The organism is Oceanobacillus sp. E9, from assembly GCF_001741975.1.
Taxonomy (GTDB): domain Bacteria; phylum Bacillota; class Bacilli; order Bacillales; family Amphibacillaceae; genus Oceanobacillus; species Oceanobacillus kimchii.
In genome coordinates, this window is the sequence record NZ_LSNA01000007.1 from 13,784 (window position 1) to 27,536 (window position 13,753).

The 13,753-nt window shown below is 34.4% G+C and carries 16 protein-coding genes and 1 riboswitch; of the genes, 11 read left to right on the forward strand and 5 right to left on the reverse strand.

Annotated elements, in window-relative coordinates:
- Window positions 1-36: 36 nt before the first annotated feature.
- From AQ616_RS09635 to AQ616_RS19210, 6 genes are all read left to right on the forward strand, one after another.
- Entirely contained in the window at window positions 37-345 is a 309-nt protein-coding gene (locus AQ616_RS09635; RefSeq protein ID WP_069685674.1) for a YunC family protein, read from the forward strand.
- A gap of 133 nt (window positions 346-478) precedes the next feature.
- Window positions 479-1,567 carry an HD-GYP domain-containing protein gene (locus tag AQ616_RS09640; RefSeq protein WP_069685675.1) on the forward strand — a complete coding sequence of 363 codons (1,089 nt, stop codon included), beginning with the start codon at window positions 479-481 and terminating at the stop codon, window positions 1,565-1,567.
- A 57-nt stretch (window positions 1,568-1,624) separates the two neighbouring features.
- Window positions 1,625-2,413 (forward strand): sporulation protein YunB, encoded by a 789-nt coding sequence (gene yunB / locus AQ616_RS09645; protein ID WP_069685676.1) that lies wholly within the window; start codon window positions 1,625-1,627, stop codon window positions 2,411-2,413.
- Window positions 2,414-2,453: 40 nt separating this feature from the next.
- Window positions 2,454-2,630: riboswitch (Lysine riboswitch) on the forward strand.
- Window positions 2,631-2,776: 146 nt separating this feature from the next.
- The gene (locus AQ616_RS09650) at window positions 2,777-4,345 is read left to right on the forward strand and encodes a Na+/H+ antiporter NhaC family protein (RefSeq protein WP_017797483.1); all 1,569 of its coding nucleotides are present in this window, start codon (window positions 2,777-2,779) and stop codon (window positions 4,343-4,345) included.
- Window positions 4,346-4,565: 220 nt separating this feature from the next.
- Window positions 4,566-6,101, forward strand: coding sequence for a sodium-dependent transporter (locus AQ616_RS09655; protein WP_069685677.1), 1,536 nt, complete (start codon window positions 4,566-4,568; stop codon window positions 6,099-6,101).
- Window positions 6,102-6,212, forward strand: a complete 111-nt coding sequence (locus AQ616_RS19210; RefSeq protein ID WP_017797481.1) for a methionine/alanine import family NSS transporter small subunit — start codon at window positions 6,102-6,104, stop codon at window positions 6,210-6,212.
- Between the two features lie 64 nt (window positions 6,213-6,276).
- On the opposite strand, the gene AQ616_RS09660 is transcribed toward AQ616_RS19210, so the two are convergent.
- Together AQ616_RS09660 and AQ616_RS09665 are read right to left on the reverse strand one after the other, a co-directional pair.
- Complete coding sequence (locus tag AQ616_RS09660; RefSeq protein WP_017797480.1) at window positions 6,277-7,245, reverse strand: M23 family metallopeptidase; 969 nt, start codon at window positions 7,243-7,245, stop codon at window positions 6,277-6,279.
- A gap of 35 nt (window positions 7,246-7,280) precedes the next feature.
- Window positions 7,281-7,835 (reverse strand): YhcN/YlaJ family sporulation lipoprotein, encoded by a 555-nt coding sequence (locus AQ616_RS09665; protein WP_069685678.1) that lies wholly within the window; start codon window positions 7,833-7,835, stop codon window positions 7,281-7,283.
- Between the two features lie 132 nt (window positions 7,836-7,967).
- On the opposite strand from AQ616_RS09665, the gene AQ616_RS09670 reads away from it, so the two are divergent.
- Complete coding sequence (locus AQ616_RS09670) at window positions 7,968-8,243, forward strand: YutD family protein (protein ID WP_017797478.1); 276 nt, start codon at window positions 7,968-7,970, stop codon at window positions 8,241-8,243.
- Between the two features lie 28 nt (window positions 8,244-8,271).
- On the opposite strand, the gene AQ616_RS09675 is transcribed toward AQ616_RS09670, so the two are convergent.
- Both AQ616_RS09675 and AQ616_RS09680 read right to left on the reverse strand, forming a co-directional pair.
- Window positions 8,272-8,523 carry a hypothetical protein gene (locus tag AQ616_RS09675; RefSeq protein ID WP_069685679.1) on the reverse strand — a complete coding sequence of 84 codons (252 nt, stop codon included), beginning with the start codon at window positions 8,521-8,523 and terminating at the stop codon, window positions 8,272-8,274.
- A 64-nt stretch (window positions 8,524-8,587) separates the two neighbouring features.
- Window positions 8,588-10,021: an amidase gene (locus tag AQ616_RS09680; RefSeq protein ID WP_069685680.1), complete on the reverse strand. Its 1,434-nt coding sequence runs from the start codon at window positions 10,019-10,021 to the stop codon at window positions 8,588-8,590.
- A 126-nt stretch (window positions 10,022-10,147) separates the two neighbouring features.
- Between AQ616_RS09680 and AQ616_RS09685 the strand changes: the two genes are divergently transcribed.
- From AQ616_RS09685 to AQ616_RS09695, 3 genes are read left to right on the forward strand one after another with little or no spacing between them, the layout of a single operon-like run.
- The gene (locus AQ616_RS09685) at window positions 10,148-10,594 is read left to right on the forward strand and encodes a DUF86 domain-containing protein (RefSeq protein WP_069685681.1); all 447 of its coding nucleotides are present in this window, start codon (window positions 10,148-10,150) and stop codon (window positions 10,592-10,594) included.
- A 5-nt stretch (window positions 10,595-10,599) separates the two neighbouring features.
- A complete protein-coding gene (locus tag AQ616_RS09690) occupies window positions 10,600-11,232 on the forward strand; it encodes a helix-turn-helix transcriptional regulator (RefSeq protein WP_069685682.1) in 633 nt (210 codons plus the stop codon).
- A 27-nt stretch (window positions 11,233-11,259) separates the two neighbouring features.
- Window positions 11,260-12,039, forward strand: a complete 780-nt coding sequence (locus AQ616_RS09695; RefSeq protein ID WP_069685683.1) for a TIGR01457 family HAD-type hydrolase — start codon at window positions 11,260-11,262, stop codon at window positions 12,037-12,039.
- A 134-nt stretch (window positions 12,040-12,173) separates the two neighbouring features.
- Here AQ616_RS09695 and AQ616_RS09700 read toward each other — a convergent pair whose 3' ends face one another.
- On the reverse strand, window positions 12,174-12,692 hold the full coding sequence (locus AQ616_RS09700; RefSeq protein ID WP_017797472.1) for a phosphatidylglycerophosphatase A family protein: 519 nt from the start codon (window positions 12,690-12,692) through the stop codon (window positions 12,174-12,176).
- 77 nt (window positions 12,693-12,769) lie between these two features.
- Between AQ616_RS09700 and AQ616_RS09705 the strand changes: the two genes are divergently transcribed.
- Entirely contained in the window at window positions 12,770-13,735 is a 966-nt protein-coding gene (locus tag AQ616_RS09705; protein WP_240490490.1) for a protein kinase family protein, read from the forward strand.
- The last annotated feature ends 18 nt before the right edge of the window (window positions 13,736-13,753 follow it).

Below are 13,753 nucleotides of genomic sequence, written 5' to 3' on the forward strand. Positions count from 1 at the left end.
CTTATAGTGAATTTTATAAAGGGGGCAAATGTACGAATGATTACAATAGAACCTCTCGAGGTAGATGGGATTATATTTACAGCTGTAAGTGTGGAATTGCCAAAGACAACATTATTAACGATTAGTAATGATGTAGGTTATATCATGTGTGCAGCACTGGATGTCGATATTTTTAATGAAATACCTAAACTTCAAGAACGGAATGTCGTAGCTGGCCGTGCAATGGGAGTTAGAACAATCGATCAGTTGCTTCACGCACCACTAGAAAAAATCACTGATGCATCTAAAGAATATGGATGGGAAGTTGGAATGACTGGGAAAGAGGCTTTATTAAAAATATCATAACTATTTAAAAAGCTTTTCTTTCACAGGAAAAGCTTTTTAAATTATAAGGAAAATTAAGATAGGCATAGGTTGTGATATTTGGTACGATATTACTAATACAATGTTGAAAGATGTCGGATTATAGGAGAAATCTATGAAATTAGTAAGTACGAAACTTATTCAGTCTGAAGATACATTAGCTCAATCATTATATGATGAGCAAGGAGTAATTTTATTGGCAAGAGGAATGAAATTGACGTCAAACGTTATTCAAAAGCTGCTAGATCGTGGGATTACTTATGTATATATTGAAGGTGATATTGATGATGACCAGTATTACGAACCAATTATTTCCGATCAACTTCGTCAAAAAGCAGTACATACACTTAATGATACATTTAGAGGAATAAAACAAGCAGGCCTTCTAAGTAAGTCTTACGTACTTCAAACAAAAGAAATGGAGTTAAAAGAAGTTGTTGATCAAATTTTGTATGAAGTTGAAGGGAATGAAAGTTCGTTAACATTGCTTTCAGATATTATGATCACCAATGATTATATTTTACAACATTCTCTAAATGTAGCTATATACTCGATTGCGGTCGGAAAACAATTAAGTTATACTTCCGAACAATTAAAAGAACTAGGTATCGGTGCGTTATTACACGATGTAGGTAAGATTTTTATTGAATCGGAAATTTTAAATAAACCTTCTAGCCTAGATGAAACAGAGTTTCAAATTATCAAAAGTCATACAAAATTAGGATTTGATTATTTACGAAGCTATCCTGGATTTCCTAAAAACGTTGCGCAATGTGCCTATCAACATCATGAAAGACTAGATGGTTCTGGTTATCCTTTAGGCTTATATGACAAAGATATTATTCCTTATGCGAAAATCATAGCTGTGGCAGATGTTTTTGATGCAGTAACTAGTAACCGAGTTTATCGAGAAGCTTTATTACCACATGAAGCGTTGGAAATTTTATATGCTGGTGCAGTTAGGGAATTTGATATAACAATAATTGAGGCTTTTAAAAAAAGTATTGCTGTTTATCCGGAAGGGTTAATGGTTAATTTGAGTGATGGTAGTTCTGGAAAAGTAATAAGACAAAATAAACATTTATGTGATCGGCCGATTATTCGTGTGACAGAAGTACAGGGGAAGATACTGGATAATCCGTATGAATTAAATTTAGGAAAAGTGATGAATACCCTTATTAAGGAAGTTATTAAAAATAGATAATCCATAGTTCTACCTTCTCTAAGAACAAGCATACATTGTGTAGAGGGGGTATGAAGGTTGAGGTTCAAAAGAAGATATCGCATCCGAAGAAAATCATACAGAAGGCCTCCACATCGTCAATTTTTAGTGATTATGACCCTTATCATATTTGTTGTATCCATGGCCTTTAGTTTTTGGATTATTAATGACAAGATTGAACCTATAGTTAAAGACATTGCAAAAAGGAAAACTGAAGAATTTGCCACACGTGCAATAAATTCCGCGGTAAACTTTGTAGGCGAATATAGTTTTGAAGATATAATAGATATTACTTATGATAATGAAGGTAACTTTGTCACATACAACCAAAACGCTGCGATCATTAGTGAGATAAACCGTGTGGCTACGGACAGAGTAGAAGAGTTTTTTGTACATGTAAATGAAGGGAAGCCTTTAAGTTTTGAATATAATCTGGAAGAACCATTGAACGATGATGGAAGTCCTGAGGGTCGAGCTACTATTGATCCAACTCTCATTGAGATCCCTCTTGGACAAGTGACAGGTAATTCGGTACTATCTAATCTTGGCCCGAGAATACCAATTAATATGCAAGTAATTGGAAATGTGAGAACAAATGTAGTAAGAGAAACCGAAGAATTTGGCATTAATGGATCATGGGTTACTTTGTATGTGAATGTAGAAGCAGATGTACAAATCATTGTTCCATTTACTTCAGATGTAACAACCGTTCATACAGAACTATATTTAGATAGTGGTGCAATCATGGGGAAAGTACCCGATTTCTATGGTGGGGATGGATTACCAGATATAGCAATACCAAAGGATGATTTGCAGAATGATGAATAATATAGTATATTACTAGTAATTGAATAATGCCTTATCAGATCGGTGAGGTAGAGGAGCATACAACATTAGTAATCAACAAGAGGATGACAACGATGAAAGTTGGTGGAAGGGTTGTTTGCCGAAGCATAATAAGGGTCACGCTTATTATTGCTGGTACATCTTTGAATAAAAGATGCACTGTCATGCAAGAATATGTGCATGGAGAACTACTGATCGAAATGGAGGATAACGTTTGTTGGTAAAACAATGATGGTTATTTTCTGTCGTTGTTTTTTTTGTGCTTAAAAATAGCAACGTTGCTTCACATCAAGAGCATTTCGAGTATTATCTCCATCACCAAATATTTATTTGGAGGTAAAAGCTATGGAAGGTACGATTTATTCGCTGATTCCTGCAGTGATTATGCTACTTTTAGTGATTATTACACGTAATGTATTAATATCATTAGGTACTGGAATTATTGTAGGGGCACTACTAATTCACAATTTTAATATTTTATCCTCAATCACAGAGATTTGGGAAGTATTTTACACCATATTTTATGCTGAAGACGGATGGCAAGTAGGAAATATATTTCTCCTAGGATTTTTATTACTTCTAGGTATATTAACAGCATTTTTACAAGCATCAGGTGGAAGTAGAGCATTTGGGGATTGGATGATGAAACGAGTAAAGACAAGAACTGGTGCACAAGTAATGACAGCTGTTATTGGAATAATTATTTTTATTGATGACTATTTTAATAGTTTAGCAGTTGGTCAAATTGCTAGACCGTTAACAGACCGACATCGAATATCGCGTGCAAAACTTGCTTATTTTATTGATTCTAGTTCTGCTCCTGTTACTGTGTTAGCCCCGATTTCTAGTTGGGGAGCATATATTATTGGGACGTTAGGGACTTTATTCGCGGCTAATGAAATTACAGAGTATCAACCATTTGAAGCATTCATACAAATGATTCCTTTGAATTTCTATGCCATATCTGCAATTATACTTGTATTTATTGTAGCGTATTTCCGTTTGGATTTAGGACCAATGCATACACATGAAAAAAGAGCTGAAAAAGAGGGAGAGCTTCTTAACCCAGAACAAGACAGTGTTGCCGGAGATTTAGGTGATGTTTTTGATCCACATAAAGATGGTAAAGTATACCACCTATTAGTACCAATTATTGTGTTATTTATTGTTACAATTGGTTCAATGTATACCACAGGTGTAATAGCGGCGTCTAGTTATGGCTTAGTTGATGCCTTTGCAAATACAGATGTTAATCTATCCTTAATATTAGGTGGTCTTTCGTCTGTAGTAGTTGCCGCTGTGTTCTATTTTTCTCAAAAGGTACCGCGTTCAGAGTTAGGAAAAATATTAATTGAAGGTGCAAAAACTATGATTCCTGCAATAAATATTCTTCTACTAGCTTGGATGATTGGAGCAATTATTGGAAGTATTGGAACAGGAGATTACTTAGCTGGATTAGTTGAAAATGCTTCAATTAATGTGTCGTTGTTACCCGTTATATTATTTATAATATCCGCAATAATGGCTTTATCAACAGGAACATCTTGGGGAACATTTGGTATTATGCTTCCAATAGCTGCTAACATTATGGTTAATACGGATAGTAGTTTATTGTTACCAGCACTTGCAGCAGTACTTGCTGGAGCAGTGTTTGGTGATCATTGTTCTCCAATATCAGATACTACTGTACTATCCTCTACAGGTGCAGGTGCAAATCATATAGACCATGTACTTACACAATTGCCTTATGCGACGATAGCTGCAGTATCCGCAATAGTCGGATTTACCTTAGTAGGTTACACTCACTCTACGTTACTTTCCTTACTAGTCACAATTGTACTAATGAGTATTATTGTATTAATACTGAAGAAAGTAGTAGTTGACCGAAGAAAAGAAAAAACAACTAATGAATAAAGAATGACTAAAAGAATCACATGAGCGTATAGGATCCCTATTGCTCATGTGATTTTTAATCTTTACAAAACTCCTTCTAAATTATCAGAACCGTTTGACAAAATAGGAGAACAAGATATAATACAATTATAATAGTCTGAAAGTAATAATAATTGATATTATTCTACATATTAATAAAGAAACAGGCTATTACTATTTTTGATTTTAAGGGGGAAAGTAAATGGAAAATCGGTCACAATGGGGAACACGTGCTGGATTTATTTTAGCAGCAGTGGGTTCTGCAGTTGGTTTGGGTAATATATGGAGATTTCCTTCCGTGGCTTACGAAAGTGGTGGAGGAGCGTTTTTTATTCCATACCTATTTGCATTATTAACTGCCGGAATACCGATATTAATCATGGAATTTACAATGGGGCATAAATATAGAGGATCAGCTCCATTGACATTTAGTAGAATGAACAAGAAATCAGAATTCGTAGGTTGGTGGGCGGTTTTAGTTGCCTTTGTTATATCGACATATTACTCTGTCATTATTGCCTGGGCAATTTCATATTCTTTCTTCTCATTTAATCTATCTTGGGGAGAAGATACAGAAGGATTTTTGTTTGGAGATTATTTACATCTAGCAGATGTACCTGGCCAAGTAGGCGGATTAGTTCCAGGAGTATTAATACCTTTGATTGTAGTTTGGGTTCTTGTATTGGGAATTTTATTCCGTGGTGTAAAGAAAGGTATTGAAGTAGCTAACCGTATATTTATACCACTTCTAGTTATAGTGTTTTTAGTAATTGTTATCCGTGCAGTAACATTGCCTGGAGCAGCAGAAGGTTTAAATGCATTCTTTACTCCAGACTTTAGCAGAATACTTGAACCTGATGTATGGATTGCTGCATATGGCCAAATCTTTTTTAGTTTATCCATTGCTTTTGCAATCATGATCACCTATTCTAGTTATTTACCGAAAAAATCAGATATCACAAATAATGCTTTTATTGTTGGTTTCGGTAACTCTGGTTTTGAATTACTAGCAGGAATTGGAGTTTTTGGTGTATTAGGTTTTATGGCTGCATCTTCAGGAGTAGGAGTAGATGAAGTTGTAGCTGGTGGAGTAGGACTCGCTTTCGTTGTTTTCCCAGCTATTATTAATGAATTACCCGCATTTAATGGCTTGTTTGGTGTATTATTCTTTGTATCCTTAACTTTAGCAGGAATAACATCATTAGTATCTATTACAGAAGCATATGTATCAGCTTTAGTAGATAAATTTAAAATTACACGTACAAAAGCAGTATTATTCGGTGGTGGATTAGCTGCAGTTATTTCACTATTATTTGCTAGTCGTGGAGGATTACATTTCTTAGATGTAGTGGACTATTTTATCAATCAATTTGGAGTAGCGATGTTAGGATTGGTTGAGGTCGTACTAATTGCTTGGATATTACGCAAGTCAAATGTATTAAAGTCGCATGCTAATAGTGTTTCGGATATCCGATTAGGATCATGGTGGACTATTTGTTTAACAATTATTACTCCGATTGTAATGGGATATATGATGCTCGGATTATTTAAGCAAAACTTGTTAAGAGAGTTTGATACAGCTACAGGAAATTATGAGGGATATGCAAATGCCTTTGTTGCATTTGGAGGATGGACAGTAGCTATCGCGGCATTAGTAATCGGTATAGTTCTGTCATTAACAAAATGGAAATCCGATGAATTGACTGAATATACCGAACAAGATAAGGAGGCAAAATAAATGTCGGCTAGTGCAATTACAGTAATGATAATTGGAATGGTAATTCTTTGGGGCGGATTAGCGGCTAGTATATGGAATACCATTCGAAAGGGTAAAACGGAAAATAATTAAGAAAAAATCCACTTTCTAACAACAATAGGTAGTGGATTTTTTACCATCTTGAATTTAACTCGTTTTATTTAGACATACGCTCCCATTTTTTTAAGTAAGGATAAGGATCAAATGAGAATTCGCTATATCCATTGTCTTTATACATACCATAATGCAAATGTGGTGGAAATTTACCCGATGTTCCAGGCGGTCCGTATCCTGTGGAGCCAACACTACCGATAACATCACCCGGCTGTACAACTTGACCTACTTTTAAATCGTCACTATAACCATTCATATGTGCATAATAATGATAAATATTGTAGATGTCTCTAATCCCTATTCTCCAACCACCGTAAAGATTCCATCCCATCATCTCTACTACACCGTATGTTGTTGATTGAACTGGAACGCCGTAAGAGGCAAAGATATCGGTCCCTTCATGAATTCGTAAACCACCGAATCCACGTCGATCACCCCATGTATTATTGAAACTATAATTATAATTCGTATCTACTGGAAATGCTCGATTAGTAAGGTGAACGTGACCAAATTCCTTAAATACTTTAGATGTATTCATAATGGTTTGCACTGTCAAATCCCTTTTGTAATATTCCCAAAGAGCAATCTTGATGTCATCTTCATTTAATCCATACTCTTCGATAAACATACCCATAGAATATAAAATATCTTCCTCATTGTCTATTTGTGCTTTACCGTCACCATTACCATCTTTTCCAATACCACCAAAACTTTGAATGATTTCCATTTCAGGAGCTTTAGCAGCATTACCTAGTCCGTACCAAATTTCATCTGTAAAATCAATGGATATTACTTTCTCAGGTTCATCACTATTAATTATATTTCTTTCGTAATTATCAATCGCCGCAAAATAATACCATGGAATTTGTGTTATTGCTTCCGTTTTTTTGAAAAGAGCCATACGTTGTTCGTAAATATCATTTTCTTTATTTTCTTCAGCCAAGACAGTTAATGGGAGACTAGTAATAAAAAGTATGAATCCCAATAGTGTGAGCATTTGTTTTGGATACACGTTGTCACCTCCTTTTTTAATTAAAATGCTATTGCTTATTCGTCATCTGGCGTTCCATCTTGTTTCATTTCTTCTATAATAGTTTGTACCGTTTGATCATAATCGAAATTTGGATCGTTCGCCAGTGAGTAATGAAGGGTTTGTATATCTTGAATCAACGACTTATCACCAGATGTATAAATATCATAATAACGAGGTAACACGGATTCTGCCGTTTTCCTTGCATTTATCATAGCTTCGTCTATTGCGATATTTTCTGAATGTTCGAATGCAATTAGAACTTCTTCATCAGTAACTAATGTAGCAACTTCTTCATATTGATTATTTTGTAATAAAATTCGTGAAATCATATCAGCCATTTCCCGACGGTCAATAGTGATTGCACGATGTTCATGTGATTCATCATTAGCAAATTCATCTTTTGTATAGCGAACAAAACCTAACTTATTATTAGTTTCAGCTGGTTCTGTTTGATTTCTATTTGGGTCTAGTTGAGGTGAGGTATCATCCGCAGCATCATCTGTACCACATCCTACTAAACATAAGCCGGTGATTAAAAATAATGGTATTAACAATTTCATCTTCATCATTTCATTATATCCTCCCATACTTTTAGTATTTGTAGTTTTTATAAAAATCCTAGAAATCATGCAGGTAATTTTTTCTGGTTTTTGTGATATCGACTATGATAAACTAAAAGCACATAAAGGAGTGGATCATTCATGATTGAATTGAATGGGAAGAAATATGAAATGATCGAAAATATTAAAGATGGTTTTCAAGAAGATACAATTAAAGAACGGTATTCCGATATATTAGCAAAGTACGATTATATCGTTGGTGATTGGGGATATGACCAGCTCCGTTTAAAAGGATTTTATGGTGAAAGGAATTCAAAAGCCCCGATTGATTCAAAAATTACGGCGCTAGACGATTATTTACTTGAGTACTGTAATTTTGGCTGTTCTTATTTTGTATTGAAAAAATTACCAAAATAAAAAGGGGACAAAACAATGTCCCCACGCTTTATTCTTCAGATTCATCTTCTAATGGATGTGAACCAGGAACTCGACGCTCTGTTTTTTCATGGTTCTCTCGATCTGGATAGACAAATGCACTATCACGATATTGACCTTCTTGCCACGGTTCTGATTTTCCTTGAACAGGTTCATTTTGATTTATATCTGAACCGTAAGCCCCCTCAGGAAATTCTTCTGGTATAAGACGCTCTTTTTGCTTTTCAACATTAGAAATTTCTTCATATTTTTGTTTTTTCATTAAAACACTCCCCCTATATTTTTCAGTATGCGCATACCCTTGAAAAATATGAAGGAAGACTACACTATTTTAAATTCGGCATTGGTGCTATTTTAAATCCACGATATTTTTTCTCAATTAATTTGGCTAACCGAAAGATGGCATCTTCATTTCCAGACTTACTCATTATTTGAATGCTAATTGGAAGCCCATTGTTAGATTCACCAATAGGAATTGTCAACGATGGAAGTCCCCACACATTCGCATAGGCAACATATGGCATAAATTGTAGATAAGTTTTACGCATTGAAAAGATTTCTTTAAATACTTTTCCATGAGGTAATGCGGTTTCATGATACACTGGGAATATGAGGAGCCGATTATCTAAGTATGTTTCTAACATTTCATCGCCCTGCTCTATGATCGTTATGATTTCTTGCACTCTTTTACGAGATGGCTTAAACATTTTAGCACCAATAATTGCCCGGGATAAATACGGATGAACCGATGTTCTTTGTGTTAATTTTTCTTTGAAAAAAGAAGTATATACTCCTGAACGATCATTGTTAAATGCTTCATCTTCTACTAGTTTACTACCATTAATGGACATGATTTCTTGCCAAATTAATGCACTGCCTTTAAAGTATGGAGGAACCACCCGTTTAGTTGGAAAAGATTTTTCTAGAAAATATTCTAATTGATTTAATAAATCAACGGTTTCATTTGATAAAGGATATCCGGAATTGCCAGGTAAGATTTCCAGTTTAAAATCCTTTAATTTTTGTGTATGTACATTGGAGTTACTTAGTATTTCGTATAGTAACCTCATATCTTGTACGGATTTCCCCATTGGACCAATCGTCAACATACGTGCTTGTAGTTCATGTTGTATACTAGGGAAATGACCATCAGTAGATATTTGATCTTTGCCGGGTTTAAAACCAATTACACCGTTAAAATGGGCTGGGAAACGAATGGATCCCCCAACATCTGAACCAATACCAACCGCTGCTCCTCCGACTGCTAATAATGCACCTTCACCACCGCTTGATCCACCTGCTGACATAGAAATATCCCACGGATTATTTGTTCGGCCATATAATTTATTGTCCGTCTCTTGGCAAAAACACAGTGCTGGAGTATTGGTTTTTCCTAAAATAATCGCACCAGCTGCCTTTAATTTCTTTACTACAGCTGCATCCTCAATTGCGATTAAATCTTGTCTATGTTCTAATCCTCCAGTCGTTTTAAGTCCCATAACGTGAAGAGACTCCTTGATACTTATTGGAACGCCGTGTAATGGCCCAAGTTTTTGTCCGTTCTTTAATAAATTGTCATACTCCTTTGCTTCTTCGATAGCTTCAATAAACCGTTCTTCTACAACGGCATTTATAATTGGGTTTACTTCATGAATATGTTTGATAAATACAGCAACTGCTTCCAAACTTGTAATTTCCGAACTTAAAATAGCTTTTGAAAGCTGCGTCGCATCCATTTGGATTATTTGTGTATCATCCATAATGTGGTTACTCCTCGCTGATGTATTGTTATTACTTTTAATATATCACGTTTTTACAAATCCACCTATAGAATATGATATGATATCCTTATATACTCAATTTACTCATCTTGGAGGTAATTATAAATGTATTTTGTGGATCAACAAAAAATTGAAGAAATTCTTACATACATGGACAAAGTGATAGTTGAATTAAGAAAGCATTCTTCAAGTACCACGTTTTTAGATAAGATGGCAAAAGAAAGAATGATACATATAGTTATAGAGAGTATTTTAGATGTCGGAAATATGATGATAGATGGATTTATTATGCGTGATCCTGGTAGCTATGAAGACATTATTGATATATTATTGGATGAAAATGTGTTAGAAGCGGAACATGAACATGCTTATAAAAAGATTATTGAATTAAGAAAAGAGATTGTAAATAACTATAAAGAAGTTGATCATAATCAGATATTCAAATTGCTGAATATTCATTTAGGAGAAATATCTCAGTTCAGTAAATATATTCAATCCTATTTACAAAATGAATTAGGAGTTGCTAATGCTTTTTCTAATCCAAAGGGGTAATTTTGATGAAGAAACAAACACCTGTGAAAGAACAGCTGTTAGAACTTTTAAAGAAAAATCATGAATTATCTATTGAGGAAATTATGCAACATTTTTCTATTTCGGAAATTGCAATAAGAAAACACTTAAAAGGATTAGTTAGTCAAAAATTTGTAAATATCATTCAACATAAACAAGAAATAGGTAGGCCGTATCATACGTACCAATTAGCTGAAAAAGGACATGAATACTTTCCGAATCAATACCAACAACTTTCTGTGCAATTGTTAGAAGATATAGAAGATATATATGGGAAAGATGCTGTAAATGCAATATTAAAGAAACAAATAGATCGATTCGAACAAATGCTAAAGAATGATTTGGGGAAGACAAAAACGGAAGAGAAATTGCATATCTTTATGGAGAAACAAAATAAAAAAGGATATATGTTTGAAAGGTTTATCAGTACAGATGGTTCTACTCTATTAATTAATTATCATTGTCCCTTTAAAGAGGCTGCTGTTAAATATCCATCGATATGTAAACATGAAGAGCGAATGTTGTCCGATTTATTTTCAGAAGGGAAAATAACTGTACATTCTTTAATAACAGATGGTGGTATATGCTGCAAATGGAAAATCAACATTAGTAATACTTGACATGGTTGGATTTTGGAGGAAAATGGAATGCAGAAATATTTAGGCTATTTAATTGATTTAGACGGTACAATGTACCGAGGAAATGAAGAAATAGATGGAGCAAAGGAATTCATTGAAAAGTTATATCAGGAAAACATCCCTTATGTTTTTGTTACGAATAATTCTACAAAAACTGCGGAAGATGTAGCTAAATATCTTCAAGATATGCAAATTCGTGCTTCAGCTTCTCAAATTATAACAAGTAGTAAAGCGATAGCAGGGTATATTCAATCTAAGCATTCAGGAAGAAAAGTGACTTGTTATTGCATTGGAGAAGAAGGTCTAAAACGGGCTTTAAATGAAATAGGTGTAGAGTTGACGAATGACATAAATAGTGACTATGTCATTGTGGGGTTAGATCGTTCGATTACGTATAAAAAATTGGAGGGCGCCTGCTTGGCGATTCGTAATGGTGCAACATTTCTCTCAACTAATAGAGACCATGCTATTCCAACTGAGAAAGGAATGGGACCTGGAAATGGAGCTATTACCGCCCTTATTTCTACAAGTACAGAAGTGGAACCGTTATTTGTCGGTAAACCAGATTCAATCATTATGCAACAAGCTTTAAAATCCATAGGTATGTCAAGTGAACAAGTTATCATGATAGGAGATAATTATCATACCGATATTCAGGCTGGAATACGTGCAAATATGGATACGTTACATGTAGAAACAGGAGTAACAACGAAAGAACAGTTACTAACATTCAATGACCAACCAACTTATACTGTAAAAACTTTAAAAGAATGGATTCCATACATATAACGACATATGGGTAATATTTAATGAAGAAGAGACTAGGGTAAAAGATTCTGACGGTAAGACATCCGACAAACCTTTTTATCCTAGTCTCTTTATTAGTTCATAACAAGAAATCTTTGCCATTTGCTTATTATAGGTTAATTATCCAATTCTGTATGTTCATCTTCAGCATCGCTATGAGCTAATCGACTAGATGCAGCAGCTGCAATTGCACCAACAATATCATCTAAGAATGTGTGAATTTGACCACTTGATTTATCATTTAGCTTTTGTAGGATACCTGGTTTTTGTTTATCGATATATCCAAAGTTGGTAAGGCCAATGGAACCATACACATTCACAATGGAAAGAGCAATTACTTCATCAATTCCATAAAGTCCTTCATCGATTTCAATTGTTTTTTGAAGCGGTTCAACTAATTTTTTTTGTTCGGCCAGCATGTCTAGTTCAATTCCTGTAAGAATCGCATTTTGTACTTCTCTCTTTGTTAAAACTCGATCAACATTGTGACGACATACTTCCAACGTTAAATTTTCATGATATTTTGATTGTAAGTAATATACTAACTCCGCAATATCATCAAGTTCAACACCGCGTTCAGTCAGTAATTGTCTAGCTTTTACTTCGAGTTCACTTTTCTTTGTATAATTTGCCATAATTATCACCTTTCTCTTTTATAGTTAATGTATCCAATAACGATTCATATAATTATTGTATACGAGTAAAGGGGGAGATGATTGTGCCACTTACGGAAATGTTAAGTAGTTTGTATTCCATTCAATCTGAAGGTAAACGCACCATTGATAATCGAGAAGGATATACAAAAGGAGAATATATTTATTTTACCATTTCAGGAAAGAACAGGGAAACAATATTAATGGAACAAGCGACATTAGCTTATCATCTCAAAGAGAATGGTGTTGCAAATGTTGCTTATCCCATTGCCAATTCAAATGGAGATTGGTTCACTTCCTATGGTGATGATAATTGGATGGTTCTAGAATTAGATGTGAGTAGTATTAGAAATACGAAAGATCCAGGAATTCAATTAGGTAGTATGCATCAAATTGGCTCTTCTTTTCAATATGAACCTAAGACGATATCTAGTTATGGAAAATGGAAAGAGTTATGGATCGAGAAACTTACCTTTTTTGAAGAAGAAATCCAAAAACAAGCAAAGGAACAACGGGGTGACTATTATAGAGAATTAATGGATATAGTACCTTACATTGTAGGTGTTAGTGAAAATGCAATTCAATATTTGCAAGAAAGTGAAAAAGAGCAACGCATACTGGAAACGGATCAAGGTACATGTTGCTTTGTTCGCTGGAATCCCCAAGGAAACCAAGTATTATGGACGGATGGTTTCGTTTTTGATCATCCGACTAGAGATATAGCAGAATATATTCGATGGTGTTTTGTTAATCATCAAAACAAAGATAACATGATACGATTTCTCCATGATTATCAATCTTATCAACCATTGTCTATTTTTGGTTGGCGCATTATCTATGCGAGACTCCTATTTCCTATTCATTTATACGATTTACTGGAAGAAGGGTTTACTTCAAGAGATACGTCGATGCTAATTAAAATGCAAACCATTCAAGAAAGTTATGAAAAACAGCTTCGAGAATTTTATCAAATTGTAGGAGTGAATACTTCTGATTGGCAAATACCTGTGGTAAACTGGCTGTAAATAAATAAAATGGAGAGA

Bases quoted from the DNA above. Each gene is read 5' to 3' on its own strand.
- AQ616_RS09635 (WP_069685674.1), top strand. From the start codon at position 37: ATGATTACAATAGAACCTCTCGAGGTAGATGGGATTATATTTACAGCT.
- AQ616_RS09640 (WP_069685675.1), top strand. From the start codon at position 479: ATGAAATTAGTAAGTACGAAACTTATTCAGTCTGAAGATACATTAGCT.
- AQ616_RS09650 (WP_017797483.1), top strand. From the start codon at position 2,777: ATGGAAGGTACGATTTATTCGCTGATTCCTGCAGTGATTATGCTACTT.
- AQ616_RS09655 (WP_069685677.1), top strand. From the start codon at position 4,566: ATGGAAAATCGGTCACAATGGGGAACACGTGCTGGATTTATTTTAGCA.
- AQ616_RS19210 (WP_017797481.1), top strand. From the start codon at position 6,102: ATGTCGGCTAGTGCAATTACAGTAATGATAATTGGAATGGTAATTCTT.
- AQ616_RS09665 (WP_069685678.1), bottom strand. From the start codon at position 7,835: ATGATGAAGATGAAATTGTTAATACCATTATTTTTAATCACCGGCTTA.
- AQ616_RS09670 (WP_017797478.1), top strand. From the start codon at position 7,968: ATGATTGAATTGAATGGGAAGAAATATGAAATGATCGAAAATATTAAA.
- AQ616_RS09675 (WP_069685679.1), bottom strand. From the start codon at position 8,523: ATGAAAAAACAAAAATATGAAGAAATTTCTAATGTTGAAAAGCAAAAA.
- AQ616_RS09680 (WP_069685680.1), bottom strand. From the start codon at position 10,021: ATGGATGATACACAAATAATCCAAATGGATGCGACGCAGCTTTCAAAA.
- AQ616_RS09685 (WP_069685681.1), top strand. From the start codon at position 10,148: ATGTATTTTGTGGATCAACAAAAAATTGAAGAAATTCTTACATACATG.
- AQ616_RS09690 (WP_069685682.1), top strand. From the start codon at position 10,600: ATGAAGAAACAAACACCTGTGAAAGAACAGCTGTTAGAACTTTTAAAG.
- AQ616_RS09695 (WP_069685683.1), top strand. From the start codon at position 11,260: ATGCAGAAATATTTAGGCTATTTAATTGATTTAGACGGTACAATGTAC.
- AQ616_RS09700 (WP_017797472.1), bottom strand. From the start codon at position 12,692: ATGGCAAATTATACAAAGAAAAGTGAACTCGAAGTAAAAGCTAGACAA.
- AQ616_RS09705 (WP_240490490.1), top strand. From the start codon at position 12,770: ATGATTGTGCCACTTACGGAAATGTTAAGTAGTTTGTATTCCATTCAA.